Source organism: Mesorhizobium sp. Root554 (genome assembly GCF_001427025.1).
Classification (GTDB): Bacteria; Pseudomonadota; Alphaproteobacteria; order Rhizobiales; family Rhizobiaceae; genus Mesorhizobium.
In genome coordinates, this window is sequence record NZ_LMGA01000001.1 from 1,783,123 (window position 1) to 1,807,616 (window position 24,494).

Below are 24,494 nucleotides of genomic sequence, written 5' to 3' on the forward strand. Positions count from 1 at the left end.
AATAATTATTTTTGGTCTCGGAAAAAAGCCTGCGCCGATCAGTCCTTGGCGCGCTCGACATAGGAGCCATCCGCGGTCATGACGACGACGCGCGTGCCCACGGTGATGTGCGGCGGCACCGCCGACTTGACGCCGTTGGAAAGCAGCGCCGGCTTGTAGGAAGAAGAGGCTGTCTGCCCCTTGGTGACCGGCTCGGTATCGACCACTTCGAACGTGGCGCGCTGCGGCAGCACCAGTGCGATGCCGACGCCTTCATAGACCGACAGCGAAACCGACATGCCTTCTTGCAGATAGGGCGCCTGGTCGCCGACCACATCGGTGGAAACAGCGATCTGGTCGTAGCTTTCCGGGTTCATGAAGTGGAACCCCTCGCCGTCGCTGTAGAGGAAGGTGTGCTCGCGGTCCTCGACATGGGCGCGCTCGACCTGCTCGGTTGTGCGGTAGCGTTCCGATACCTTCACCCCGTCGGAGATACGGCGCATGTCCAGTTGCGTGACCGGAGTGCCCTTTCCGGGATGGATGTTCTCGGCGAACAGGATCACGTAGAGCTTGCCGTCCTTCTCGACGACGTTGCCTTTGCGGAGGGAACTGGCGATGACTTTCACGGGCTGATTCCTGAAGCGAGCGTTGCGGCTCTCGATTGCAAAACGGTTTGGAAGCGCTCTATCTCATCTTTCACGCAACCGCCAGTCGCCTAAGCAAAGTGATCCATATGACTGAAGCCTCACCCTGGTGGACCCCGCATGTTCATGCCGACCGCCGGCCGCGCCTCCTGCTGCGCAATAGGATCACGGCGGCGACGCGCGAATGGTTCGGCCGCCGCGATTTCGTCGAGGTGGAGGCAGCGGCGTTGCAGATTTCGCCGGGCAACGAGACGCATCTGTCCGCTTTCGCCACCGAAGCGATCCTGCCGGACGGCGAGCGGAAGCCGCTCTATCTGCACACCTCACCGGAATTCGCCTGCAAGAAGCTGATCGCGGCGGGCGAACAGCGGATTTTCTCCTTCGGCGCCGTCTATCGCAACCGCGAGCGGGGTCCGCTGCATCATCCCGAATTCCGGATGCTGGAATGGTACAGGGTCGGTGAAACATACGACCGGCTGATGGACGATTGCGCCGCGCTGCTTACGCTGGCGGCGGAGAAAGCCGGCGCGAGGCGCTTCACTTTTCGAGACGGCGAGGCCGACCCGTTTGCCGAGCCGGAGCGCCTGACGGTGGCGGATGCCTTCCTCCGTTATGCCGATATCGACCTGCTCGCCACTGTCGCAGCGGACGGAACGACCGACCGCGACGCTCTCCACGCCGCGCTTGTCGAGACCGGCCTGCGCACCGCACCCGACGACAGTTGGACCGACCTGTTCAGCCGCGTGATGGTTGAAAAGATCGAGCCGGTTCTGGGCGCCGGCCGCGCCACCATCCTCTACGAATATCCGGTTTCTGAAGCGGCGCTCGCCCGCCCCAGCCCGCGCGATCCGCGCGTGGCCGAACGCTTCGAACTTTACTGCTGCGGCGTGGAACTGGCGAACGCCTTCGGCGAACTGACCGACCCGGTCGAGCAGCGGCGGCGCTTCGAGGCCGACATGGAGGAGAAGCAGCGCATTTACGGCGAGCGCTATCCGATCGACGAGGATTTCCTGCGGGCTCTGGCCATCATGCCGGAAACCAGCGGCGTCGCGCTTGGCTTCGACCGGCTTGTCATGCTCGCTGCCGGCGCGCAGAAACTGGACGATATTTTGTGGACGCCCGTGGCTTAGTGCGCCCTTCCAGTGTCGAGGCACTTTCCAGTCGCTGAACCGGTCTCCGGTTCAGTCGCATAGTCTTGCGTACCGGAACCATATAGGCCCTTCTCGTCCTGCACCCGCCAGACCGCGTCGGCCTCCTCGGGCGCGGGCGTATGCGTCGCGCCAGTATGCTCCCACCGGCTCCGCCGAGGCCGCTTCAACCACTGGGGCGACAATTCGTTCAACAGTTTTCCGAACATCGTTCGTTCTCGTTCTTTATGCGTCAAGTTGACGGTTCAGCCAGACTATCGCCTCGCCCACATTCGCCAGCGTATAAGACGCCTCTGTCGCCCCGTTGGGCTTGATCCGTATCGACATGCCGCCGGCTTCATTTATCGCGGTGAAGCCGTTTTCGTCGGCGGTGTCGTCACCGAGGAAGACCGCACGCCGGCCTTGGAAATCTGGCGTTTCCATGAAGCGGCGGATGGCCGCGCTCTTGGCGGCCTCGAGCGGCATCAGTTCGACGCCGGCATTGCCGGGTAGCACGCGATAGCCTGCGGGAAGACGGGCGAGCGCCTGCTCGACCATTTCGGTCGCCCGCGCCAGCAGATGCGGAGCGGCGCGTGTATGGATTGCCAGGATCGGCCCTTTGCGCTCGACATAGACCTTGTCCCTGGAAAGCTCGCTTTCGATCTCGTCGGCGAGCGCGGTCATGTCGGCCGGCGTGCCGGCCGCCTCGACCGGGCCATTCGCCTCCATCCGGTGCTCGAGCCCGTAGAGGCCCGCGGCGCGCAGCCGCAAAGGCTCGAACAAGGTATCGGCCGCGGCGATGGAACGACCGGTGATGAAGGCCAGCGCGCCGTCGAGCTTGCGTTCAAGCGCCACCAGCAGATCGCGCAGTTCGGCACTGACCACCACGGCATCAGGATGATCGGCATGTTCCAGCAGGGTGCCGTCTATATCGAGGAACAGCGCCCACTTTTCGTCGGTCACATCCGGCGCGGTTTTGCGAAACATATCATTCATAAGGCAGCGACTCCCTTGCGGTCGAAAATGCGCACGACATTGCCTTCGACGGGCGGGTCATAGTCGGACGCGTCATCGGGGACGGCGCGCTTGCGCAGCCGTGCCGCGTCGAGCAGCATCGAACCGGCCCAGCGATAGACATTGTTGTCGCGCACGATTTCTCGCATGCGCCGCATGCGGTTGGACTGTTCCTGTTCAGACATGGTCAACGCCTGCAGCAGGGAATCGCTGGTTGAGGCGGCATCGTAGGGATTGACGATCAGCGCTTCCAGAAGCTCCTTCGAAGCGCCGGCGAACGTCGACAGCAGGAGCACGCCTTGCTCGTCGTCGCGCGCCGCGACAAACTCCTTCGCCACCAGATTCATGCCGTCGTGGAGGCTGGTGACGAGGCAGACGTCGGCTGCGCGGTAGATTTCATAGACCTGACGCTGGGTATGATGCTCCGCCACCATCAGCACAGGCTTATAACCGTCGCGGCCGAAGCGCCGATTCAGCTCATCCGCGTAGCTGTGGCATTCCTCGTAGAGTTGCCGGTAGGCCGGAAGCGCCCCCCGGCTTGGCGCGGCGATCTGCAGGAACGTCACCCGTCCGATCCACTCCGGATGATTTATGAACAACTCTTCGATGGCCTGGAACCTGTCGACGATGCCCTTGGTGTAATCCAGCCGCTCGACGCCGACGCAGAGCTTCACCTCGTCGGACAGACCATGTTTACGGCGTATCTTGGACCGACATTCGGCCACGCCGGGCATCGTCTCGAGCAGGGCAGACGGCCACTCGATCGAAATCGGGTAAGCGTGAACAAGGCTGGTCTCGCCGCCGTAGGAAATGGATGAATCCTCGCGCTCGATCCGGGTTTCCAGAAACCGGTCGACGCTTTCGATGAAATTGTTGCAGTGAAACTGCGTGTGGAACCCGATGATGGAGCTGCCGAGCAGCCCGTCGAGGATCTTCTCTCGCCACGGGCAGATGCTGAACACTTCGGAATTCGGCCACGGAATGTGCCAGAACGTGATGATGATCGCGCCTGGCAGGCGTTCGCGGATCATGCGCGGCAGAAGTGCGAAATGATAGTCCTGCACCAGCACGATTGGCCGGTCGTTGGTCGCTTCCGCCACCACGGTGTCGGCGAACTTGCGGTTGACGGCCTCGTAGGTCTCCCAGTCGGAAGCCCGAAACGCGGGCCGGGTGAACGCGATATGGCAGAGCGGCCACAGCCCTTCATTGGCGAAGCCGAGATAGTAGCCTTGATGCTCCTCATCGCTCAACCAGACACGCCGCAGCGTGTAGGAAGGATCGTCGGGGGGAACGGCAACGCGATCATTTTCGTCCACGGTCTGGCGGTCTGCCGATCCGCCGCCATAGGCGATCCAGGTGCCGCCGCAGGCTCGCGTGATCGGCTCCAGCGCCGAGACCAGCCCGCTCGCCGGAACGACAAGCTCCACCTCGTCATTGTCGTCCAGATTGTGGATGTACGGTTCACGGTTGGAGACGACGATGACCTGCGCGCCCGGCATTTCGTCCGTGAGGATTTTCTTCAGCGTTCCCGACGTCCAGTTGACCATGCTGGCATTGGCGGATTGTCCGTTCTTCTCGAATTCCCGCAACAGTTTCCGGGCGGTTTCCGAAAGATCGGTGGGCGGGCTCACAGGCGCATGTTTTCGCGACCGCATGAGGGAGACCGCAACCGCAACAACTGAAAGGATCAGGCTTGCCAGGATCAGGAGCCAAATGGCGGGAAGGGAATTCAGGACGTCCAAGCTGCCGCTTGTCATGGAAGAAAAATGCTCCTCAGCCGTCAAAGCGGCTGTTCACCTCGTTTTTTTCTCGAAATCGGGCGCGGAATTCATCCGGTCCGGATTTGTGCAACGCACAAGCGTGGGATCGGTTCCGGCTTTTTTAGCTGAGCACGCTCAAGGGCGCCAAGCCTTCATGTTCGTCGGCCAGATAGGCGACGACCCTGTCGCCAATCCGCTGGAAGGTAATATCCACCGTCACCGTTCCCACCTGAAGATGCCGTATTGTCAGCTTGTCGATGCCGATCGGAAGGCCGGGGCGCCTGACGCTGATCTCGCCTTTCCAGCCGTCTATCTCCAGGCCGAGGCAACCCTGCAACAGCATGAAGGCGGCGCCCGCCGACCATGCCTGCGGCAGGCAGGCGACCGGATAGGCGATCGGCGCCTCGCCGGGCGAACGGGTGAAACCGCAGAACAGCTCGGGCAGGCGCATGTTGAAATGGACCGCCGCCTCGAACATCGCGCTGGTCAGGCGCACGACATGGTCGTGCGCTCCATAGCGCGCAAGGCCGGCGGTGCAGATGGAAGTGTCATGCGGCCAGATCGAGCCGTTGTGATAGGACATCGGATTGAAGAAAATGGCATCGTCCGCGAGCGTCCGGATACCCCAGCCGGACTGGAACGACGCCGACAGCAACTGATCGGCCACCAGCTTCGCGCGTTCCGGCGCGGCGAGCCCGACATAGAGAAGATGGCCGGCATTCGAGGTGCGCACGTCGCACGGCTTGTCCTCGCCGTCTATGGCAAGGGCGTAAGTGCCAAGCTCCTCGCGCCAGAACCTGTCTTCGACGCGCTGCCGCATGGCTTCGGCCAAACGCTCCCAGTGCCTGGCGCGCTCGTCATCGCCGCGCCGCTTCGCCAGCTTCGCCAGCCCGCTGAAAGCCGCGAACACATAGCCCTGAACCTCGACCAGGGCGATCGGCCCCTTGGGGATGCGCCCGTCGGCATGAAAGACGGAATCGGAACTGTCCTTCCAGCCCTGATTGGAGAGACCTGAATCCGCCGCCCGCTGGTAGGTCACGAATCCCGTGGCCCGGCTGGTCTCCTCGATCCACTGCGCCGCCGCGCAAAGCGAACCCCACAACCCGTCTATGAAAGCCATGTCTCCGGTGCGGTCGGCATAGGCGCAGGCGAGATGGATATAGAGTGGCGTCGTGTCAACGCCGCCGTAATAGCGGCCGAAGGGAAGCTCGGCCAAAGCCACCATTTCGCCCTTGCGCGTCTCATGCATGATCTTGCCAGGCTCGGCGTCGCTGAACGGGGAAGTCTCGGTCGCCTGGTGCTGCGCCAGGAATGAGAGCACGCCGCGCGCCAGACCGGGATTCAGCCACAGCATCTGCAGGGCCGAAATGACGCCGTCGCGGCCGAACGCCGTGGAGAACCACGGTATCCCGGCATAGGGATAGGGCCCCGTCTCCAGTTCGGTGGTCAACAGCGCCACGTCGGCCCGCGCCCGTTCGATCCAGTCGTTGAACACCCGGCCGGAACTGTGCAGCGTCGCGCCGTGCCGGCGCTTTGCCCGCATGGCGAAGCGCGCGCGGGCATTGGCCGCGCGAAAGCGTTCGCGGTCCGGCCGGTCGGCGACTTCCGCCCCCACTTCGATGTAGAGCGTCCGGCTGCTGCGCTTGGTTATGGCGATATGGAAATCGGCGCGGTCGGACAGCATCTCGTCCGGCGCCTGCGAGAAGGAAAGCACCGAGGTCCGCACCAGCTCGTCCAACCCCTGATAGCGCAGGACGGCCGAATGGTCGTCCGTCTCGACTGCCCGGACGACGCCGCGCTTGGCACGCGTCGAGCCGCGCACCTCGAACATGTCGCGGAAATCGGCGGCGAACTGGAGCGACACCAGCACCGTCGAATGTACCTGACTGTAATTGGACAACGTGATGCGCTCATAGAGCCTGTCCTCCCACAACAGCCGCACCCGTTCGATGTGGATCGCCCCTTGCGGGATATCGCGGCCGCCTAGGCTCTTGATCGGCAGGTTCGTCAGATTGGCGGTGAACAGCACATTGTCCCGGCTGAGCGACGCGCCGAGCAATGAAGTGGCGCGCCCGCCGATGCTCAATCGGTACTCGGACAGCACGCGCGTATCGTCGCGGAAGAAACCGTCGCCGGCGCCGCGGATATCGCCATAGGCGTCGGCGACCGCGAAACAGTCGCCATGCTTGAGCGCAAAGAGGCGATGCGGTTCGCGCGGCGCCGTATCGTCGAGCGACGCCAGCGCGACCGCCGGATCGAGTGTGCGCTCATCGAGGGGGACAATGTTCAACGGTGTCTCCTTGTGATGGCAAGGGCCGGCTAGGAAGCCTGAACCTCGGGGGTTCCACCCAGCATCCGGGCGTAGGCGGCGAGATAGTCTCGAGCCATGCGTTGCGCCGAGAACCGCGCTTCGAAAGTCGAGCGAACCGCCCGCCGGTCAAGTTGCAGCATGTCGGGCACCCGCGCGACCGCCTCATCGACACTGTCGACGACGAAACCGGTCACACCGTTGTCAATGACTTCCGGAACCGCCCCACAATTCCAACCGATCACCGGCGTGCCGAAGGCCATGGCTTCGATCACCACCAGCCCGAACGGTTCGGGCCAGTCGATGGGAAACAGCAAACCGGCTGCATTGCCAAGGAACACCGCCTTTTCGCCTTCCGCGATCTCCCCGACATATTCGACGTTTTCACCGTCGAGCAGCGGTTCGACCACCTCGTGAAAATAAGCCTTGTCCGCATCGCCGATCTTCGCGGCGAGCTTGAGCTTCAGCCCGGTTCGCCTGGCGATCTCGATGGCGCGGTCGGGGCGCTTGTCACGCGAGAACCGTCCGAGGAAGGCCAGATAACCGCCCTGCCCCGGCTGGCTGAATTCCGGCTGGTACAAGCCGGCAGGCAAACCATGGTGGACCGTGCCAACCCAGTTGGCGTCGGGCAGCCGCGCCTTCTGGCTTCGCGAAATCGAGATCATCGGGAAGCGCGGAAAGCGCGCATAGGCTGAAGCGAGGTCGGCATAGTCGAGCCGTCCGTGCGGCGTCGTGACGGTCTTGCCGGCCATCTGCTCGAAGAACGGGAAATGCAGGAAATGGCTGAGATGGAAATGGACGACATCGAAATCGGCGGCCCGCTGCCGCACCTCGTCGAGCATCGAAAGATGCGCCGCTATCTCCGACTTCAGCGGCTGCGGGTCGAGCCGCAGGGCGCGCTCACGGCACGCCACCAGCTTGGCCGATGTCTCGGTGTCGCCGCTGGCAAACAGCGTCACGTCATGGCCGAGGTCGACAAGGGCTTCGGTCAGATAGGAAACGATGCGTTCGGTGCCGCCATACATCCGCGGCGGTACGGATTCGTAGAGCGGCGCGACATGCGCGATTTTCATTGTATCCCTCATATTGGCTTATGAGGGCGAAAATGCGTGGGGCGCGGTATCGTTCCGACCGAACCGGAGCGGCAGTTTCCATTCGAGACCCGAAACCCCTACAAAGTGTAGCGGATCGCCTGGCTCGCCGCCTTCAGCACCGGCAGGAAGCGCTCCACCATTTCGGTTGCTTCGAAACGCGCCGCCTGGGTGCCGACATTGATGGCGATCCGCACGGATCCATTCTCCTGCTGGACCGGGACAGCGATGGAGCGCAGGCCGATTTCCAGCTCCTCGTTGATGGCCGCGTAGCCCTGTTCGTGAACCTCGCGCAGCGCCGCCAGCAATTCTTGCTTGCCGGTGATGGTGAAACGCGTTCGGGCATCGAGATGAACCCGTTCGAGATAAGCTTCGATGTCGGCCTGCGGCTGGTAGGCGAGAATGGCGCGGCCGAGCGAGGTGCAGTAGGCAGGCAGCCGCGTTCCGACGCCGAGCCCTACCGACATGATACGCCGGGTCGCGGAACGGGCGATATAGATGATCTCATCGCCGTCCAGCATCGCCGCCGAACTCGATTCCCCCGTTTCCTCCGATATCTTTTCCAAAAAGGGTTGCAGCCGCGCGGGCATCGGGGCCGAAGCGAGATAGGCATAGCCCAGTCGCAGGATGCGGGGCGTCAGGCTGAAGAAGCGGCCGTCAAACTCGGCGTAGCCAAGCTTGACCAGCGTGCGCAGGTAGCGCCGCGCGCCTGCCCGCGTCGTCCCGGTGAGCTTGGCAACATCCGTCAGCGTCAGCCGCGAACGGTCGGCGTCGAAGGCCTCGATCACCGCCAGTCCCTTTTCAAGACTGCCGACGAAATCCCGATCCTCTCCCGCCCGTTCCGGCGATGCAGGAATTTGACTGCTCATTCGGCACGCTCCAAGCCGCCAAGCCCCACTCCGGCGCTTGACTCGACAGGTCACCATAGTACAACATGTTCGTATTGGCTATCAATGTTCACAATACGAACATTTCGGCAGCCGAAATGGGGAAGAACGAACAATCCAGTTGCCGCTCTTGTGGCAGCCTGTGGGAGGTAACGACAATGAATGTAAGGAAGCTGCTCGGCGCCGCGCTCGGCGCGCTGCTACTGGGATCCGGCGCTGCCGCTGCCGATACCGTGAAGGTCGGCATCATCGGCCCGTTTTCGGGTCCGTTCGCCCTACAGGGCAAGAATTTCCAGGCCGGCGTCGAGGCTTACATGGCCCTCAACGGCAAGACGGTGAAGGGCAACGATGTCGAGGTGATCTACCGCGACCTGCCGGCCGCCAACCCCGCACAGGCCCGCGCCCTGGCGCAGGAACTGGTCGTCAAGGACAAGGTCCAGTATCTCGGCGGCGTCTATTTCACGCCGGACGCCATGGCCATCACGCCGCTGCTCGAGCAGGCGAACACGCCGCTCGTCATCTTCAACGCCGCCACTTCGGCCATCATGAAGACCTCGCCGCTGGTGGTGCGCACCTCCTTCACCACGGCGCAGACCACGACGCCGCTTGGGAAGGTCGTCATCGACAACGGCGTGAAGAAGGTCATCTCCGTCGTCAGCGACTACGGTCCGGGCATCGACGCCGAGGGCGCCTTCAAGAAGGCCTTCGAGGCAGCCGGCGGCCAGGTCGTCGATGCGATCCGCATGCCGATGAACACCAATGATTTCAGCCCGATCATGCAGCGCGTCAAGGATTCCGGCGCCGAGGCGGTGTTCGCTTTCCTGCCCTCCGGACCGACGACGCTGGGTTTCGTCAAGGCCTTCAACGAGACCGGCCTGAAGAAAGCCGGCACCAAATTGTTCGCGCCTGGCGACCTGACGCAGGAATCGGACCTTCCGGCGCTGGGCGACGCGGCGGCCGGCATGTTGACGACCTTCCATTACGCGGTCTCGCACGACTCGCCTGAGAACAAGACCTTCGTCGAAGCCGCGAGCAAAGCCATCGGCAATCCGGCCGAGCTTTCCTTCCCATCGGTTGGCGCCTTCGACGGCATGCATGTCATCTACAAGATGATCGAGGCGACCGAAGGCAAGCAGGACGCGGCGAAAGCCGTCGATGCGGTCAAGGGCCTGTCATGGACGAGCCCGCGCGGCCCGGTCTCCATCGATGCCGACACCCGTCATATCACCGAAAACATCTACCTGCGCGAAGTGACCAAGCAGGCCGACGGTACCTACATCAACAAGGAAATACAGACCTTCGAGAACCAGAAGGATCCGGGGCTGGCTGCCAAGTAGCCGGTAACGGACGGAGTATGCGGTCGGGGGGCCGCATACTCCAACCCAGGGATTTCACCTAGTCATGCAGACGATCCTCAGTGTCGCGACCGATGCCTTTGCCTACGGCATGGTGCTGTTCATCATCTCGATCGGCCTGTCGATGACGATGGGGCTGATGCGGGTGGTGAACCTCGCCCACGGCGCCTTCGCCATGATCGGCGGTTACATCGCCTCCTATGTGGCGCGTGACCTTGGCTGGGGCTATGCGCCTGCGATCGTGCTGGCCGTTGCCGGCACCATCCTGCTCTGTGCCCCGCTGGAGCGGTTCCTGTACCGCCGCATCTATGGAAAACCCGAGCTTCTGCAGGTCCTCCTGACCATCGGCATCACCTTCTGCGTCATCGGCATCACCAACTACTTCTTCGGTCCGACGCTGAAGACCATCCCGCTGCCCTCGGTGCTGGCGCAGCCCGTGGATATCGGTTTCCGCACGCTGGCCGGGCACCGCATCTTCGTCATCGCCTGCGGCATCGCGGTGGCAGCGGCGCTGTGGTTCCTCATCGAGCGCACCGCCTTCGGCATCAAGCTGCGCGCCACGGTCGACAACGCCGCCATGACCGATGCACTCGGCGTCCGCACGCCGACCATCTACGCGGTCGCCTTCTCCATAGCCGTCGGCCTCGCAGCTTTCGGCGGCGTGATCGGCGCTGAATTCCTGCCGGTCGAGCCTTACTACGCGCTGCGCTACATGGTGCTGTTCCTGGTCGTCGTGACGGTGGGCGGCGCCGGCTCCATCCTTGGTACGGTCGTCGCCTGTCTGGCTCTCGGCGCCATCGACACGGTCGGCCGCTACCTGATGCCGGAGTTCGGCAATTTCTTCTTCTACGCGGCGGTGATCGCCATCGTCAGTGCATTTCCGCGCGGCTTCTTCGGGAGGGCGCAATGACACAATCCGCCCCCCTGCCCGCCACCGTTGCCGCCTCGTTCGGCAAACGCCATCCCTTGCGCGATCTTGCAGGCTTCGCCGCCATTATTCTCGCCGGCGCGGCGGGCTATTTCCTGTTTCCCGACAATCTCGCTTTGCTGACCCGCATCATCGCGGTCGCGCTGCTGGTGCTGTCGCTCGATCTCGTCACCGGCTATTGCGGCGTCGCATCGCTCGGCCAGGCGACCATGTTCGGCGCCGGCGCCTATGCGGCGGGCTTCGCCTGCGTTCATGGCGGCGTCACCGAACCGCTGACGCTGGTGCTGGTCGGGGCTATCGCCGGGGCCGCGGCCGGTCTGGTGATGGGCGCGATCATGCTGCGCGCCCATGGACTGGCGCAGCTGGTGCTCTCCATCGCCATCGTCCAGCTCGGCCACGAGGCGGCCAATAAATTCTCGAGCTATACCGGCGGCAGCGACGGTCTCGCCGGCCTCTCGGTCAGCCCCCTGTTCGGGGTCTTCGAATTCGACCTGTGGGGACGCACCGCCTATCTGTTCGGGCTGGTGCTGCTTGTCGTCGTCTTCGCGCTGCTTCGCTTTGTCGTCTCCTCGCCTTTCGGCGTGCTGTGCCGAGGCATCCGCCAGGACCCGGTGCGGGTGAAGGCCATGGGCGCATCGGTCTTTCCGGTCATGTTGAAGATGTTCGTCATCTCCGGAGCCGTGGCCGGCGTCGGCGGCGCGCTCGCGGCCATCTCCACGCAGGTTGTCGGGCTGGACAGCATCAGTTTCGAACTATCCGCCAACGCGCTTGTCATGCTCGTGCTGGGCGGGCTCGGCTCGCTTTACGGCGCGCTCATCGGAGCGGTCATCTTCATGGGCTTCGAACACACCGTCTCGGCCTACAACCCGTTCCACTGGCTGACCATGGTGGGGGCCTTGCTCGTCGCCGTCGTGCTGGTGGCGCCGGGCGGGCTCGCCAGCCTTCTGGACAAGGTGCCCGGCCTCGGTCGCCGCGAGGGAGGCAAGCCATGAGCGATCTCTTTCGCGTCGAGGGCCTCGTCAAATCCTTCGGTGGCCTTGCCGTCAGCAACAACATCACGCTTGCCATGAAGCCCGGCGAGCGGCTGGCCCTGATCGGACCGAACGGCGCCGGCAAGACGACCTTCGTCAATCTGGTGACCGGACTGCTCAAGCCGGATGCCGGCCGTGTTCATCTGGGCAGCGAAGACGTTACCCAGCTTGGCTCGGTCCGGCGCGTCCGCAAGGGGCTGGTGCGGACCTTTCAGGTGACGCGCCTGTTCCAGGAGATGACCCCGGAAGAGCATGTCACGCTCGCCATCCTGCAGCGCGAGGGAAAGGCCACCGCAATCCTGGCGCGCTTCCTCGGCAACCCGACCGTGTCCGACGAAGTCGAGGATGTGCTGACCGTACTCGGACTGAGCGAAGTGGCCCGCCGCCCCGTCAGCGAAATCGCCTACGGCCAGCAGCGGCTGCTCGAAATCGCCATTGCGCTGGCGCTTAAACCCAATGTGCTTCTGCTCGACGAGCCCGCCGCCGGCGTGCCTTCAGCCGACACGCCGCGCATCGAACAGGCGCTGGCGCGCCTGCCGGAAGATCTCTCCGTGCTGATGATCGAGCACGACATGGATTTGGTCTTCCGCTTCGCCCGCCGCGTCGTCGTGCTGGCGGCCGGCGAGATCATTTTCGAAGGCCTGCCTTCGGCCGTCGCCGCCGACGCCAGGGTGCGCGAAGCCTATCTGGGGAGCTATGCCGATGCCCGCCGCGTCGCTTGAGGTGAAGGGGCTGAGCGCCGGCTACGGGCCGACGGTCGTTCTGGAGGACGTGTCCTTCGCCGTGCCATCGGGTTCGCGCATGGCGGTGCTGGGTCGCAACGGCATGGGCAAGACGACGCTGCTGGCAAGCCTCATGGGCATGAACCGGCGCTATGGCGGCGCCATCCTGCTCGAAGGCGACGACGTCGCTGCATTGCGCAGTTCCGAACGCGCGCGGCGCGGTCTCGGGCTGGTGCCGCAGACGCGCGACATTTTCAGGTCGCTGACCGTCGAGGAGAACCTCCTCGTCGGCATCAAGGACAGGCCGCGCAGCGCTATCGCCGAAGCCTACAAAATGTTTCCGAGGCTCAGGGAGCGCCGCCGCAATCTCGGCTGGCAGCTTTCAGGCGGCGAACAGCAGATGCTGTCGGTCGCCCGCACCATTCTCGGCCGTCCCTCGGTCCTACTGCTCGACGAGCCGCTGGAAGGGCTGGCGCCGGTGATCTGCGAGGAGCTGATGGCGGCATTCACGCAGCTGGCCGCCGGCGGCGAGATGACGATCCTGCTGGTCGAGCAGCGGCTGGAAAGCGCGCTGGAGTTTGCGCAGACCGTTCTCATTCTCGAGCGCGGAACCATCGCCTGGCAAGGCAGGGCCGAAACATTGCGCGCCGATCCCACGCTGGTCGAGCGCTATATCGGCGTAGGTGAGCTGCATTGATGGCCAAAACGCAATTCATACGCGCCAACGGCATCGTGCTCCACACCCGCCTCATCGGCGCGGCTGACGGACCGGCACTGGTCTTCTCCAACTCGCTGGGCAGCGATTTCCGCATCTGGGCAGAGGTGGCTGCCCGGCTCGCCGGCCGCTACCGCATCCTGCTCTACGACAAGCGCGGCCATGGCCTGTCGGACGCACCGCCTGGGCCTTACACGATCGACGACCATGCCGACGACTTGCTGGCGCTGCTCGACCATTTCGGCATCGCCAGCGCCGCGATCGTTGGCCTCTCCGTTGGCGGCATGGTCGCGCAGCGTCTTGCCGTGCGCGCGCCGGAACGCGTCGCGGCAATGGTTCTCTGCGGCACCGCCGCCCGCATCGGCACGCCGGAAAGCTGGGCCAATCGGATCGGCGCGGTCGAACGCGGCGGCATCGCCTCCGTGGCGGAGTCCATTCTCGAACTCTGGTTCACGGCGGACTTCCGCCAGCGCCGCGCCAACGAGTTCGCCGGCTGGCGCAACATGCTGGTGCGGATGCCGGCGGACGGCTATGTCGCAACCTGCGCCACGGTGCGCGACACGGATTTGCGGGCCGACGCCGCCAGGATCGCTACGCCTGTCCTGTGCGTGGCGGGCGATCAGGACGGCTCGACGCCGCCGGACCTCGTGCGGGCCACGTCCAGGCTCATCCCCGGCTCGCGCTTCGCCCTCATCAAGGACGCCGGCCACATCCCCTGCGTGGAGCAGCCGGAAGTCCTGGCGAACCTTGTCCGGGAACATCTCGAAGGATCGTCGCATGGCTGAAGAGAGCGACCGCTACCGGACCGGCATGAAGGTTCGCCGCAAGGTGCTGGGCGACGCCCATGTCGATCGCGCCAGCGCCGCCATCGGCGACCTCGACCGCGATTTCCAGACCTTCATCACCGAAGGCGCCTGGGGCTCGGTGTGGTCACGGCCGCATTTCTCCGCCCGCGAACGGTCCATCGTCACCCTCGCTCTGCTGGCGGCGCTCGGTCAGGATGAGGAACTCGCCATGCATATCCGCGCCACCCGCAACACCGGCGCGACGATGGAGGATGTGCGTGAGCTTTTGATGCATGTGGCCGTCTACGCCGGCGTTCCGGCGGCCAACCACGCCTTCAAGATCGCCAAGAAAACCTATGCGGACATGCAGTCCGCACCGAAGGAATGAGAGGCGGGGTACACCCGTCCGAACAAGGAAACGATATGTCCGACCAACCGACCTTTACGCCGCGCGACAGGAGCTGGCACCCGCCGGCGCTGACGCCGCAGTACAAATCCTCGGTGCTGCGTTCCCCGAACCAGCGGCTGCTGTCGCTCGACACGACATTGTCCGAAATGACCGGCCCCCGCTTCGGCCACGACCTGATCGGCCCGCTCGATAACGACCTGATCCGCAATTACGCTCAAACCGGCGATGCGATCGGGCAGCGTATCATTGTCTATGGCCGCGTGCTGGACGAGGACGCACGCCCCGTCCCCAACGTGCTGCTGGAGTTCTGGCAAGCCAATGCCGGCGGACGCTACCGGCACCGCAACGAAGGCTATGTCGCCGCGCTCGACCCCAATTTCGGCGGCTGCGGCCGCACCGTCACCGGCGCCGACGGCGGCTACCGCTTCCGCACCATCAAGCCCGGCGCCTATCCCTGGCCCAACGGCCCCAACGACTGGCGCCCGGCCCACATCCATTTCTCGGTGTTCGGATATGCCTTCGCGCAACGGCTGGTCACCCAGATGTACTTCGAGGGCGACCCGATGATCTGGCAATGCCCGATCGTCTCGGCCATCCCCGACCGCGCCGCCATCGAACAGCTCGTCGCCGCGCTCGACCGCGACAACACGCTGCCGATGGATGCGCTGGCCTACCGCTTTGACATCGTGCTGCGCGGTCGCCACTCGACCCTGTTCGAGAATCGTCTGGAGGGCAACTGATGACAAGGCCCAATACGCTGGAGGAAACGCCGTCGCAGACCGCCGGGCCATACGTGCATATCGGCCTGACGCCCAACTGGTGCGACATCGAAGGCGTATACCCCGAGGACCTTGGCCGCACCATGGTCGACGCCGAAACGGCCGGCGAGCGCATCATTGTCAGCGGGCGCATCTTCGACGGCAGCGGCGTGCCGTTGAAGGATGCGCTGATCGAGATCTGGCAGGCCGACGCGAACGGCCTGTACAACAGCCCGCTGGAAAAGCGCGGTGAGGCCGATCCGCATTTCACCGGCTGGGGACGGCAGGCGACAGACGGCACGACCGGCGAATACCGCTTCGAGACGATCAAGCCCGGCCGCGTTCCCTGTCGGGATGGCCGCCTGATGGCGCCCCACATCTCCTTCTGGATCGTCGCGCGCGGCATCAATCTCGGCCTCCATACCCGGATGTATTTCGCCGACGAGGACGCCGCCAATGGCGAATGCCCGGTGCTCTCGGGCATCGGGTCGAAGGCGCGCGCCGCGACGCTCATCGCCTCGCGCGGCGAGGTAGACGGCGCCGCCACCTACACGTTCGACATTCACCTGCAGGGCGACGGGGAAACGATCTTCTTCGACGTCTGACCACAACAAGAGAGAACCGAAAGCAGACCATGGCCAAGTTCCAGAGCCTCCGCGAGGCCGTTGCCGAAAACCTCCGCGACGGCGATACCGTTGCCTTCGAGGGGTTCACCCATCTCATTCCGCACGCGGCGGCGCATGAGGCGATCCGCCAGGGCCGCAAGGATTTGACGCTGATCCGCATGACGCCGGACATCATCTACGACCAGATGATCGGCATGGGCCTGGCCAAAAAGGTGGTGTTTTCCTTCGCCGGCAACCCGGGCGTCGGCCTGCTGCGGCGGATGCGCGACGCCATCGAAAACAGCTGGCCGCGGTCCATCGAGATCCTGGAGCACAGCCATTCCGCCATGGCCAATGCCTATGCGGCCGGCGCCGCCGGCCTGCCCTGCGCCATTTTCCGGGGCTATGTCGGCTCGGACCTGCCCAAGGTGAACCCAGACATCAAAAGCATCATCTGCCCGTTCACCGGCGAGAAGTTGGCGGCCATCCCGGCGCATCGGCCCGATGTCGCCTTCATCCATGCCCAGAAGGCGAGCCGGCGCGGCGACATCCTGATCGAGGGCATCGTCGGCGTGCAGAAGGAAGTGGTGCTGGCGGCCAGGCGCGCGGTGGTGACCGTCGAGGAAATCGTCGATGATTTCAACGATCTGCACCCCAATCTTTGCGTGCTGCCGCATTGGGCGGTGACGTCCGTCGTCCATGTGCAGGGCGGCGCGCATCCCTCCTACACGCACGGCTACTATGCCCGCGACAACGCCGCCTATCTCGACTGGGACAAGGTCTCCGCCGACCGGGCGCTGTTCACCGAATGGATGCAGAAAAACGTGCTCGATGTCGGGCCGGAAGTGTTCGCAGCGCGCGTGGAAGGACTTTAAGCCATGACCGTTTCCGATTTCACGCCCAACGAGATGATGACGATCGCCGCCTCGCGCGCGCTGTCCAACGACGATGTCTGCTTCGTCGGCATCGGCGCGCCGTCGGCCGCCTGCAACGTCGCGCGTCTCACTCACGCGCCGGACATCACGCTGATCTATGAAAGCGGCACCATCGGCACCGCCCCGGAGGTGCTGCCACTCTCCATCGGCGACGGCGAACTGTGCGAGACGGCATTGACCACGGTTCCGGTGCCGGAGATGTTCCGCTACTGGCTGCAGGGCGGGCGCATATCGATCGGTTTCCTCGGCGCGGCCCAGCTCGACCGCTTCGGTAATCTCAACACCACCGTCATCGGCGACTACCAAAAGCCGAAGGTGCGGCTGCCCGGCGGCGGCGGCGCCCCCGAGATCGCCACCTCCTGCGGCGAAATCTTCCTCACCATGAAGCAGGCTCCACGCGGCTTCGTGGACAAGCTCGACTTCTACACATCCTTCGGCCACGGCGATGGCGGCGACCACCGGCAGCGGCTCGGTCTCACCACCAAGGGACCGACCCTGCTCATCACCGATCTTGCCGTCTGGAAACCGGACCCGGAAACGAAGGAGTTCACCGTGGTCTCCATGCATCGCGGCGTCACCCGCCAGATGGTGCAGGAGACCTGCGGCTGGCCGGTCCGCTTCTCCGACAAGGTGGATGAAACCCCTGCCCCGACCGAGCTTGAACTGACCACCCTGCGCGACCTGCAACGGCGCACCGAACTCGCCCACGGCAGCAAGAAGGGAAATTGAATTGAACGAGGCTTTCATCTGCGGCTTCGTCCGCACGCCCATCGGCCGCTATGGCGGCGCGCTCTCCTCCGTCAGGCCCGACGATCTCGCGGCGGTCCCGCTGAAAGCGCTTGCCGAGCGTCACCCCCGGGTGGATTTCGAGGCTGTGGACGACGTGATCCTCGGCTGCGCCAACCAGGCCGGGGAGGACAACCGCAACGTCGCCCGCATGGCGCTGCTGCTGGCCGGCCTGCCGCACACGATCTCCGGCACGACGATCAACCGGCTGTGCGGCTCCGGCATGGATGCGGTCATCACCGCCGCCCGCGCGATCCGCGCCGGCGAGGCCGAACTGATGATCGCCGGCGGCGTCGAGTCGATGTCGCGCGCGCCCTTCGTCATGCCCAAGGCGGAAACCGCCTTTTCGCGCTCGGCCGAAATCTTCGACACCACAATCGGCTGGCGGTTCGTCAACCCGCTGATGAAGCAACAATATGGCGTCGATTCCATGCCGGAAACGGGCGAGAACGTCGCCGAGGATTTCCAGATTTCGCGCGCCGACCAGGACGCTTTTGCGCTGCGCTCGCAGCAGAAGGCCGTGGCAGCGCAGGAGAATGGCAGGCTCGCCCGCGAGATCGTCCCGGTGACGATCCCGCGCCGCAAGGGCGATCCGATCGTGGTCGACAAGGACGAGCACCCGCGCGGCGACACCTCGCTCGAAGCGCTGGCCAGGCTGCCGACGCCGTTCCGCGCCCGCGGCACCGTCACGGCCGGCAACGCGTCCGGCGTCAATGACGGCGCGGCGGCGTTGATCGTCGCCTCGGAAGCGGCGATGCGCAAATACGGGCTGGAGCCGCTGGCCCGCGTGACCGGCGGCGCCGCGGCCGGCGTGCCGCCGCGCATCATGGGCTTCGGACCTTCGCCGGCCACGAAGAAGCTCTGCGCGCGGCTCGGCATCAAGCCATCGGACTTCGACGTGGTCGAACTCAACGAGGCCTTCGCCAGCCAGGGCATCGCCGTGCTGCGCGATCTCGGCATCCCGGAAGACGCCGACTATATCAACCCGAATGGCGGCGCCATCGCGCTCGGCCACCCGCTCGGCATGTCGGGCGCCCGCATCACCGGCACCGCCGCGCTGGAGCTGAAGCTGACCGGCAGGCGGCGCGCGCTCGCCACCATGTGCATCGGCGTCGGCCAGGGCATTTCCGTCGCACTTGAGGCCGTCTAAGGTGGCAGCATGACCAACGCGCCGTCCAGACCGCTGCTTTCCGCCCTTACCAGCAGCAGGGCGGTCGAAGCCCTGTTCTCGAACGAGGCCGAGCTCGCCGCCCTGCTGCAGGTGGAGGCCGCGCTGGCGGATGCTGAAGCGAAGGCGGGGCTCATTACAGCGGATGCGGCGATGCGGATCGGTGAAGCCTGCCGCGGTTTCCAACCCGACTGGGAGAGCCTGGCCGAGGGTCTGGCGAAGGACGGCGTCATCGTGCCGGAACTCGTGCGCCAGTTGCGTGATCAGACGGAGGAGCCCCATCGCAAACTTGTCCACCTGGGAGCAACCAGCCAGGACATCATCGACACCGCGCTGATGCTGCGCCTCAAGCAGGCGGCTGCCATTCTGGCTGAACATTTCGACGCTCTGGCCGGTGTGTTCCCGCGCCTCGCGGAACGCTACGGCGCGACACCGCTGATGGCGCACACCCGCATGCAGCAGGCGCTTGCCTTCACCGCCGCTGACAAGCTGGAAACATGGTCGGCCCCGCTGCGAAGACAGGCGCAAACGCTGGCGGAACTGGCGCCTCATCTGTTCGCGCTGCAACTCGGCGGGGCCGTCGGCACACGGGCGGCGTTCGAGGGCAAGGGCAACGCCATCGCCGCCGAGATGGCGAAAACGCTAAAGCTTTCTGATGCGCCCTGTTGGCATTCGCAGCGCGATCGCATCGCCGAATTCGGCTCCTGGCTGTCGCTGACCTCGGGTCTGCTGGGCAAGATCGGCAAGGACATCGCGCTGATGGCGCAGACCGAGCTCGCCGAGGTGAGCCTGGAAGGCGGCGGCGGTTCCTCGGCCATGCCGCATAAATCGAATCCGGTGCAGGCCGAGATGCTGGTGACGCTGGCGCGCTTCAATGCCGGACTGCTCGGCACGCTGCATCAGGCTCTGGTGCATGAGAACGAGCGTTCCGGCGCGGCGTGGACGCTGGAGTGGATGGTGTTGCCACAGATGGTGGTCGCCACCGCCGCCGGACTGGAAAAGGCGCACGCCTTGTTGGCCGGGCTGCACTTCCGCCCCTCCAAAGTTTTGGGCTAGCGGCCATGCGGACCCATGTCGTCATCATCGGCGCCGGCCCGGCAGGCTTGCTGCTCGGTCGCCTGCTGGAACTGCAGGGCATCGAAACCGTCATCCTGGAACGCAAGAGCCGCGACTATGTGCTCGGCCGCATCCGCGCCGGGGTGCTCGAGGAAGGCACGGTCGAGCTCCTGGAACGCGCCGGCGCCGCGCAGCGCCTTCATGCCGAAGGGCTTGTTCATGACGGCGTCGAATTGAGCTTCGGCGGCGAACGGCACCGCTTCGACTTCAAGAAGCTGATCGGCCGCACGGTCACCGTCTACGGCCAGACTGAAGTGACGCACGATCTCATGGACGCGCGCGACGCTTCGGGCGCGCACAGCATCTACGAGGTCGACGACGTTTCGCTCCAAGGCTTCGACGGCGCATCGCCGACCGTCCGTTACGTCAAGGACGGCGTCGGCCACGAGATCGCCTGCGACTTCATCGCCGGCTGCGACGGCTTTCACGGCGTCTCGCGCGCCAGCGTTCCGGCCACGGCGCTGACGACATACGAGCGCGCCTATCCTTTCGGCTGGCTCGGCGTGCTGGTCGAAAAGCCGCCGGTATCGGACGAACTGATCTACGCCAACCACGAGCGCGGTTTTGCATTGTGCTCCCAGCGTTCACATACGCGCAGCCGCTACTATGTGCAGGTGCCGGTCGAGGAACGCGCGCAGGACTGGTCGGACGACCGCTTCTGGGACGAACTGCGCCAGCGGCTGGATCCCGAAACCGCCGAGAAATTGCAGACCGGACCCTCAATCGAAAAGTCGGTCGCGGCGTTGCGTTCCTTCGTCGCCGAACCGCTGCGCTTCGGCCGGTTGTTCCTGGCCGGCGATGCCGCGCACATCGTGCCTCCCACGGGGGCCAAGGGCCTCAACCTCGCCGTCCACGATGTCGGGCTGCTCGCCGATGCGCTGATCGAATTCTACCGCGAGCGCTCGGAGACCGGCATCGCGCATTATTCCGCCCGCGCGCTCCTGCACATCTGGAACGCGGAACGGTTTTCCTGGTGGATGACCTCGATCCTGCACCGGCTTCCCGAGCTGGATGATTTCGGACGCCGGCTGCAGCGCGCCGAGTTTGATCATTTGCGGCAGTCGGATGCCGCGGCCTCCGCTTTCGCCGAGAACTACACCGGCAAGTCCGGTTCACGCCTGCAACTCGGCCCAGCGTAGGAACATCGCTTCATGCCGGACGTTAGGCCTTCTCATCAGGAGAAGACCATGCCCGACAACAAAGAGTTCGAAACGAAGTTCTGGAAATCGATCCGCTCAGACATGACAGCGATGGTCGGCCTGTCCGACGTCCACCCGCGCCCGCTGACGGCGCAGTTCGACGGCGACGCCAAGGTGATCTACTTCTTCACCGCCAGCGATACGGAGCTTGCCGAAAGCCTGTCACAGGCGAAGGAAGCGACACTGGTTTACGCCGCGAAGGGCCACGATCTGTTCGCTACCGTCCAGGGCACTTTGGCGGTCGACAACGATCGCGCCTTGATCGACCGGCTGTGGAACCGCTTTGTCGCGGCCTGGTTCGAAGGCGGCAAGGACGACCCAAAGCTCCGCCTGTTGCGCTTCGATCCGGCCGAAGCCGAAATCTGGCTGGACGCCTCCAGCCTCGTCGCCGGCGTCAAGATGTTCCTCGGCATGGGTGATCCGAAAAAGGACTATGAAGACCACGTGGCGACCGTCGATCTGAAATAGGCGATCAACTTCAGGCCGGCAGGCAGGCAGGGGCTTCGTTCCTGCCGCCTGCTGGCTGGCCCGACGCGCGGGGCATTGCCTACCGCCGACAAGTCTGCTGTTGTGGCCGACATTGTTCAGGAGCGGCGGAATGCGCATCGCCTTATCAATCCTGTTTGCCGCCACAGCGGTGTTTCCATCCCATGCCGAGGACCGGCTGCAGGTCCGGCCGGGCATGTCGCTGGCCGAGGTTACCGAACTCCTCAAGCCGAAATGCCGGGAGTATATCGTCGACGGCAAGGGCGAAAAGTATGTGACCTGCATCCTGGGCGAGGGTCATGTCCCGTCGGTCATAACGGCGACGATCACCCGCAAGGATCGGACCGAATACGTCCAGTGGCGTGACCTGCTGGCCGACCTTCCGGCAAAAGATCATGCCGACAAGGCCGCCGCCGATCTGGGATTTACGTCGGCCAGTTCCACTTGCACCCTGTTTGAGAAAGAGCTGCCTTGCTGGGCGGGCGAAGCGGGGACGATCCTGTACGACGGCGGCTACGATGCCGGGTCCGGCATCTACACGCTTTATCTGGACAATGACGAAATCCGCAAAGACGGCGCGCAATAGCGCTCCGCCGGTCTTCGAAATCCGCTACGCTCCATCTCCAACCGGCAGGCCTTTCAGCAAGCCGCGCGTGATGCTGCCATCGGCCGGCAGGAGCGGGATCAGGCACGCCTGAAGCGCGTGGTAGAGGTCGGGCTTGCCGCGGAACACCCGATTGACCGGCTTCAGGTCGGAGTCGAGCTCCGGGAACCAGCCCCCATTGTCGTGGTCGATCAGATGATTGGCCGAAAAATCCCAGATCCGCCGGTACCATTCCTCGAAGCGTGGGTCGGGATCGACGGCGCCGAGAACCGCGGCAGCGCCTATGCCCTCCGCGCAGGGCCACCAGAAGCGGTCCGAGCGCGCCGGACGGTCCTGCCAGTCGAGCGTGTAGTAGAAGCCGCCGGCGGCCTTGTCCCAGCCGATCGAAACCGTCTTGAAGAAGAGTTGCCGCGCGGCGTCGATCAGCCAGTCATGCTTGCGGTTGCCGAGGCTCCAGAGTTGCACCAGCAGCCGGCTCCATTCGAGCGCATGGCCGGGCGTCGTGCCCGCCGGACGAAAGGTCGGATCGCCCTCATAGTCCAGGTCGACCTGCCAGCCTTCGGTGAAATGCTCGGCGACGCGCCAATCCTGCTCGCGCGCATGGCGGCCGATGATCAGCGAGGCGATGCTTTCGGCCATGGCCAGATAGGCCCGGTCGTCGGTCGCTTCATAGGCGGCCATCAGCGCTTCGGTCAGGTGCATATTGGAGTTCTGGCCGCGATAATTTCCGAGCGGCGACCAGTCGGCCGCGTATTCCTCACTCGTTGCTCCGACGTCCGCCTCCCAGAACCGGTTGTTGAGCACATCCGAAACATCCGCCAGCAGCCGGTCGGCGTCCGGATGGCCGACCACCTTGGCTGAAGATGCGGCAAGCAGGACGAAAGCGTGTCCATAGGCCTGCTTGGTCGGATTGGTCGCCCTGTCATCGTCAACGCCCCAGAAGTAGCCACCCCTGTCCGCATCGCGGTGACGCTTCCACAGAAAATCCATGCCGTGGTCGATCATCCGGTCAGCGCCCGGCAGGCCGAGCAGATGAGCAATGGCAAAGCAGTGAACGGTGCGGGTGGTGTCGTGGATCTGCCGCTCGACGCCGCGTCCGTCCTTGGCGGGAAACGGCAAACCGACATCGTCCAGCGGCGAAAACCCGCCAGCCGGGTTGAAGGCGCGGTAGTGGAAGAAATCGAGCAGGCCCATCGCCTGGCCGAGCAGCCAGCGCCGATGCGCCGGGCGTTGGACGAAGCGCGGGCCTCCCGTGCCGACCCAGCTCTGCTGGCTTCCTTGACTTGCCATGAATCCCGTTCCCGATTTCTAGCGCACACCGATGCCGGCGATCAGCCCGCCATCGATGACATGATCCGAACCCGTAATGAAGCCGGCGCGCGGCGACGCCAGGAAAGCGACCAGTTCCGCCACCTCCTCCGGTTCGCCGATGCGCCCCAGCGGGTGCGCCGCGCCGAAGCGCGCGAAGGCGGCGTCGATATCGGCATCCGGCCCGTCGAATGTACGCGCGGCGATCTCGAGGATCGGCGTTCGCACCGAGCCGGGGCTGACCGAGACGACGCGGATTTTATCGCCGGCGAAATCGAGCGCCATCGCCCGCGTCAGCGCATGGATCGCGCCCTTCGAGGCGACATAGGCCGCGACGCCCGGCTGGCAGGCGTGACCCTGCACGCTTGAGATGTTGACGATAGCGCCGCCGCCGCGCGCTCGCATCAGCGGCACGCCCCAATGCGCGGTCAGGTGGATAGAGCCGACATTGACGGCGAGGCAGCGCAGGAAGGTTGCCGGATCGGTGGAAACCGCGTCGCCATAGGGATGGATCGCTGCCGAATTGACGATCACGTCGAGGCCGCCGAACCGGCGCTCGATCTCCCGGAAGGCCGCCTCGACCTGCGAGGGATCGGCGACATCGGTCTTGCGCACATGGATGGCACCGTTCGCGTCCGCCAGCGCGGCGTTTCCAGCATCGTCGATGCCGAGCGCCATGACCGACGCTCCACCCTGCGCGAGCCGCAACGCGGCGGCCCGGCCGATGCCCGTCGTTCCGGTGACGAGCGCTACCTTGCCGGTGAAATCCGCCAT

25 protein-coding genes are annotated in these 24,494 nt (G+C 64.7%); 17 read left to right on the plus strand and 8 right to left on the minus strand.

Going from position 1 to position 24,494, the window contains the following annotated elements:
* Positions 1-38: 38 nt before the first annotated feature.
* Entirely contained in the window at positions 39-605 is a 567-nt protein-coding gene (gene efp, locus ASD44_RS08545; protein ID WP_056110672.1) for an elongation factor P, read from the minus strand.
* A gap of 107 nt (positions 606-712) precedes the next feature.
* Here efp and epmA point away from each other — a divergent pair, with 107 nt between their 5' ends.
* Entirely contained in the window at positions 713-1,753 is a 1,041-nt protein-coding gene (gene epmA / locus ASD44_RS08550; RefSeq protein WP_056115737.1) for an EF-P lysine aminoacylase EpmA, read from the plus strand.
* A gap of 243 nt (positions 1,754-1,996) precedes the next feature.
* On the opposite strand, the gene otsB is transcribed toward epmA, so the two are convergent.
* From otsB to ASD44_RS08580, 5 genes are all read right to left on the minus strand, one after another.
* Positions 1,997-2,746, minus strand: coding sequence for a trehalose-phosphatase (gene otsB / locus ASD44_RS08560; RefSeq protein ID WP_056110676.1), 750 nt, complete (start codon positions 2,744-2,746; stop codon positions 1,997-1,999).
* Positions 2,743-4,521 (minus strand): trehalose-6-phosphate synthase, encoded by a 1,779-nt coding sequence (locus tag ASD44_RS08565; protein WP_056110678.1) that lies wholly within the window; start codon positions 4,519-4,521, stop codon positions 2,743-2,745. Before ASD44_RS08565 ends, otsB begins: the two co-directional genes overlap by 4 nt.
* 124 nt (positions 4,522-4,645) lie before the next feature.
* On the minus strand, positions 4,646-6,808 hold the full coding sequence (locus ASD44_RS08570; RefSeq protein WP_156459908.1) for an amylo-alpha-1,6-glucosidase: 2,163 nt from the start codon (positions 6,806-6,808) through the stop codon (positions 4,646-4,648).
* A 35-nt stretch (positions 6,809-6,843) separates the two neighbouring features.
* Positions 6,844-7,905, minus strand: a complete 1,062-nt coding sequence (locus tag ASD44_RS08575) for a glycosyltransferase family 4 protein (RefSeq protein WP_056110685.1) — start codon at positions 7,903-7,905, stop codon at positions 6,844-6,846.
* A gap of 98 nt (positions 7,906-8,003) precedes the next feature.
* A complete protein-coding gene (locus tag ASD44_RS08580; protein ID WP_056110687.1) occupies positions 8,004-8,792 on the minus strand; it encodes an IclR family transcriptional regulator C-terminal domain-containing protein in 789 nt (262 codons plus the stop codon).
* A 176-nt stretch (positions 8,793-8,968) separates the two neighbouring features.
* Here ASD44_RS08580 and ASD44_RS08585 point away from each other — a divergent pair, with 176 nt between their 5' ends.
* From ASD44_RS08585 to ASD44_RS08660, 16 genes are all read left to right on the plus strand, one after another.
* Entirely contained in the window at positions 8,969-10,147 is a 1,179-nt protein-coding gene (locus ASD44_RS08585) for an ABC transporter substrate-binding protein (protein WP_056110689.1), read from the plus strand.
* A gap of 64 nt (positions 10,148-10,211) precedes the next feature.
* Positions 10,212-11,075, plus strand: coding sequence for a branched-chain amino acid ABC transporter permease (locus ASD44_RS08590; protein WP_056110691.1), 864 nt, complete (start codon positions 10,212-10,214; stop codon positions 11,073-11,075).
* Positions 11,072-12,085, plus strand: coding sequence for a branched-chain amino acid ABC transporter permease (locus ASD44_RS08595; RefSeq protein WP_056110693.1), 1,014 nt, complete (start codon positions 11,072-11,074; stop codon positions 12,083-12,085). The genes ASD44_RS08590 and ASD44_RS08595 overlap by 4 nt, the downstream gene beginning before the upstream one ends.
* On the plus strand, positions 12,082-12,846 hold the full coding sequence (locus tag ASD44_RS08600; protein ID WP_056110694.1) for an ABC transporter ATP-binding protein: 765 nt from the start codon (positions 12,082-12,084) through the stop codon (positions 12,844-12,846). Before ASD44_RS08595 ends, ASD44_RS08600 begins: the two co-directional genes overlap by 4 nt.
* Complete coding sequence (locus tag ASD44_RS08605; protein ID WP_056115740.1) at positions 12,827-13,543, plus strand: ABC transporter ATP-binding protein; 717 nt, start codon at positions 12,827-12,829, stop codon at positions 13,541-13,543. The genes ASD44_RS08600 and ASD44_RS08605 overlap by 20 nt, the downstream gene beginning before the upstream one ends.
* Complete coding sequence (gene pcaD / locus ASD44_RS08610; RefSeq protein WP_056110697.1) at positions 13,543-14,346, plus strand: 3-oxoadipate enol-lactonase; 804 nt, start codon at positions 13,543-13,545, stop codon at positions 14,344-14,346. Before ASD44_RS08605 ends, pcaD begins: the two co-directional genes overlap by 1 nt.
* Positions 14,339-14,734 (plus strand): 4-carboxymuconolactone decarboxylase, encoded by a 396-nt coding sequence (gene pcaC, locus ASD44_RS08615; RefSeq protein ID WP_056110699.1) that lies wholly within the window; start codon positions 14,339-14,341, stop codon positions 14,732-14,734. The genes pcaD and pcaC overlap by 8 nt, the downstream gene beginning before the upstream one ends.
* A 35-nt stretch (positions 14,735-14,769) precedes the next feature.
* Positions 14,770-15,495 carry a protocatechuate 3,4-dioxygenase subunit beta gene (gene pcaH, locus ASD44_RS08620; RefSeq protein WP_056110701.1) on the plus strand — a complete coding sequence of 242 codons (726 nt, stop codon included), beginning with the start codon at positions 14,770-14,772 and terminating at the stop codon, positions 15,493-15,495.
* The gene (gene pcaG / locus ASD44_RS08625) at positions 15,492-16,118 is read left to right on the plus strand and encodes a protocatechuate 3,4-dioxygenase subunit alpha (protein WP_200946458.1); all 627 of its coding nucleotides are present in this window, start codon (positions 15,492-15,494) and stop codon (positions 16,116-16,118) included. The genes pcaH and pcaG overlap by 4 nt, the downstream gene beginning before the upstream one ends.
* A 29-nt stretch (positions 16,119-16,147) precedes the next feature.
* Positions 16,148-16,993, plus strand: a complete 846-nt coding sequence (locus ASD44_RS08630) for a CoA-transferase (protein ID WP_056110705.1) — start codon at positions 16,148-16,150, stop codon at positions 16,991-16,993.
* 3 nt (positions 16,994-16,996) lie between these two features.
* Positions 16,997-17,782 (plus strand): CoA-transferase subunit beta, encoded by a 786-nt coding sequence (locus ASD44_RS08635; RefSeq protein WP_056110707.1) that lies wholly within the window; start codon positions 16,997-16,999, stop codon positions 17,780-17,782.
* A 1-nt stretch (position 17,783) separates the two neighbouring features.
* Positions 17,784-18,989 (plus strand): 3-oxoadipyl-CoA thiolase, encoded by a 1,206-nt coding sequence (gene pcaF, locus ASD44_RS08640; protein WP_056110709.1) that lies wholly within the window; start codon positions 17,784-17,786, stop codon positions 18,987-18,989.
* Positions 18,990-18,998: 9 nt separating this feature from the next.
* A complete protein-coding gene (locus ASD44_RS08645) occupies positions 18,999-20,063 on the plus strand; it encodes a 3-carboxy-cis,cis-muconate cycloisomerase (RefSeq protein WP_056110710.1) in 1,065 nt (354 codons plus the stop codon).
* Between the two features lie 5 nt (positions 20,064-20,068).
* Positions 20,069-21,262 (plus strand): 4-hydroxybenzoate 3-monooxygenase, encoded by a 1,194-nt coding sequence (gene pobA, locus ASD44_RS08650; protein WP_056110712.1) that lies wholly within the window; start codon positions 20,069-20,071, stop codon positions 21,260-21,262.
* 48 nt (positions 21,263-21,310) lie between these two features.
* Positions 21,311-21,790, plus strand: coding sequence for a pyridoxamine 5'-phosphate oxidase family protein (locus ASD44_RS08655; RefSeq protein ID WP_056110715.1), 480 nt, complete (start codon positions 21,311-21,313; stop codon positions 21,788-21,790).
* A gap of 130 nt (positions 21,791-21,920) precedes the next feature.
* Positions 21,921-22,394 carry a hypothetical protein gene (locus tag ASD44_RS08660; RefSeq protein ID WP_056110717.1) on the plus strand — a complete coding sequence of 158 codons (474 nt, stop codon included), beginning with the start codon at positions 21,921-21,923 and terminating at the stop codon, positions 22,392-22,394.
* A 24-nt stretch (positions 22,395-22,418) separates the two neighbouring features.
* On the opposite strand, the gene ASD44_RS08665 is transcribed toward ASD44_RS08660, so the two are convergent.
* Together ASD44_RS08665 and ASD44_RS08670 are read right to left on the minus strand one after the other, a co-directional pair.
* A complete protein-coding gene (locus ASD44_RS08665) occupies positions 22,419-23,702 on the minus strand; it encodes an AGE family epimerase/isomerase (RefSeq protein WP_056110719.1) in 1,284 nt (427 codons plus the stop codon).
* 18 nt (positions 23,703-23,720) lie between these two features.
* Positions 23,721-24,494 carry an SDR family oxidoreductase gene (locus ASD44_RS08670; protein ID WP_056110721.1) on the minus strand — a complete coding sequence of 258 codons (774 nt, stop codon included), beginning with the start codon at positions 24,492-24,494 and terminating at the stop codon, positions 23,721-23,723.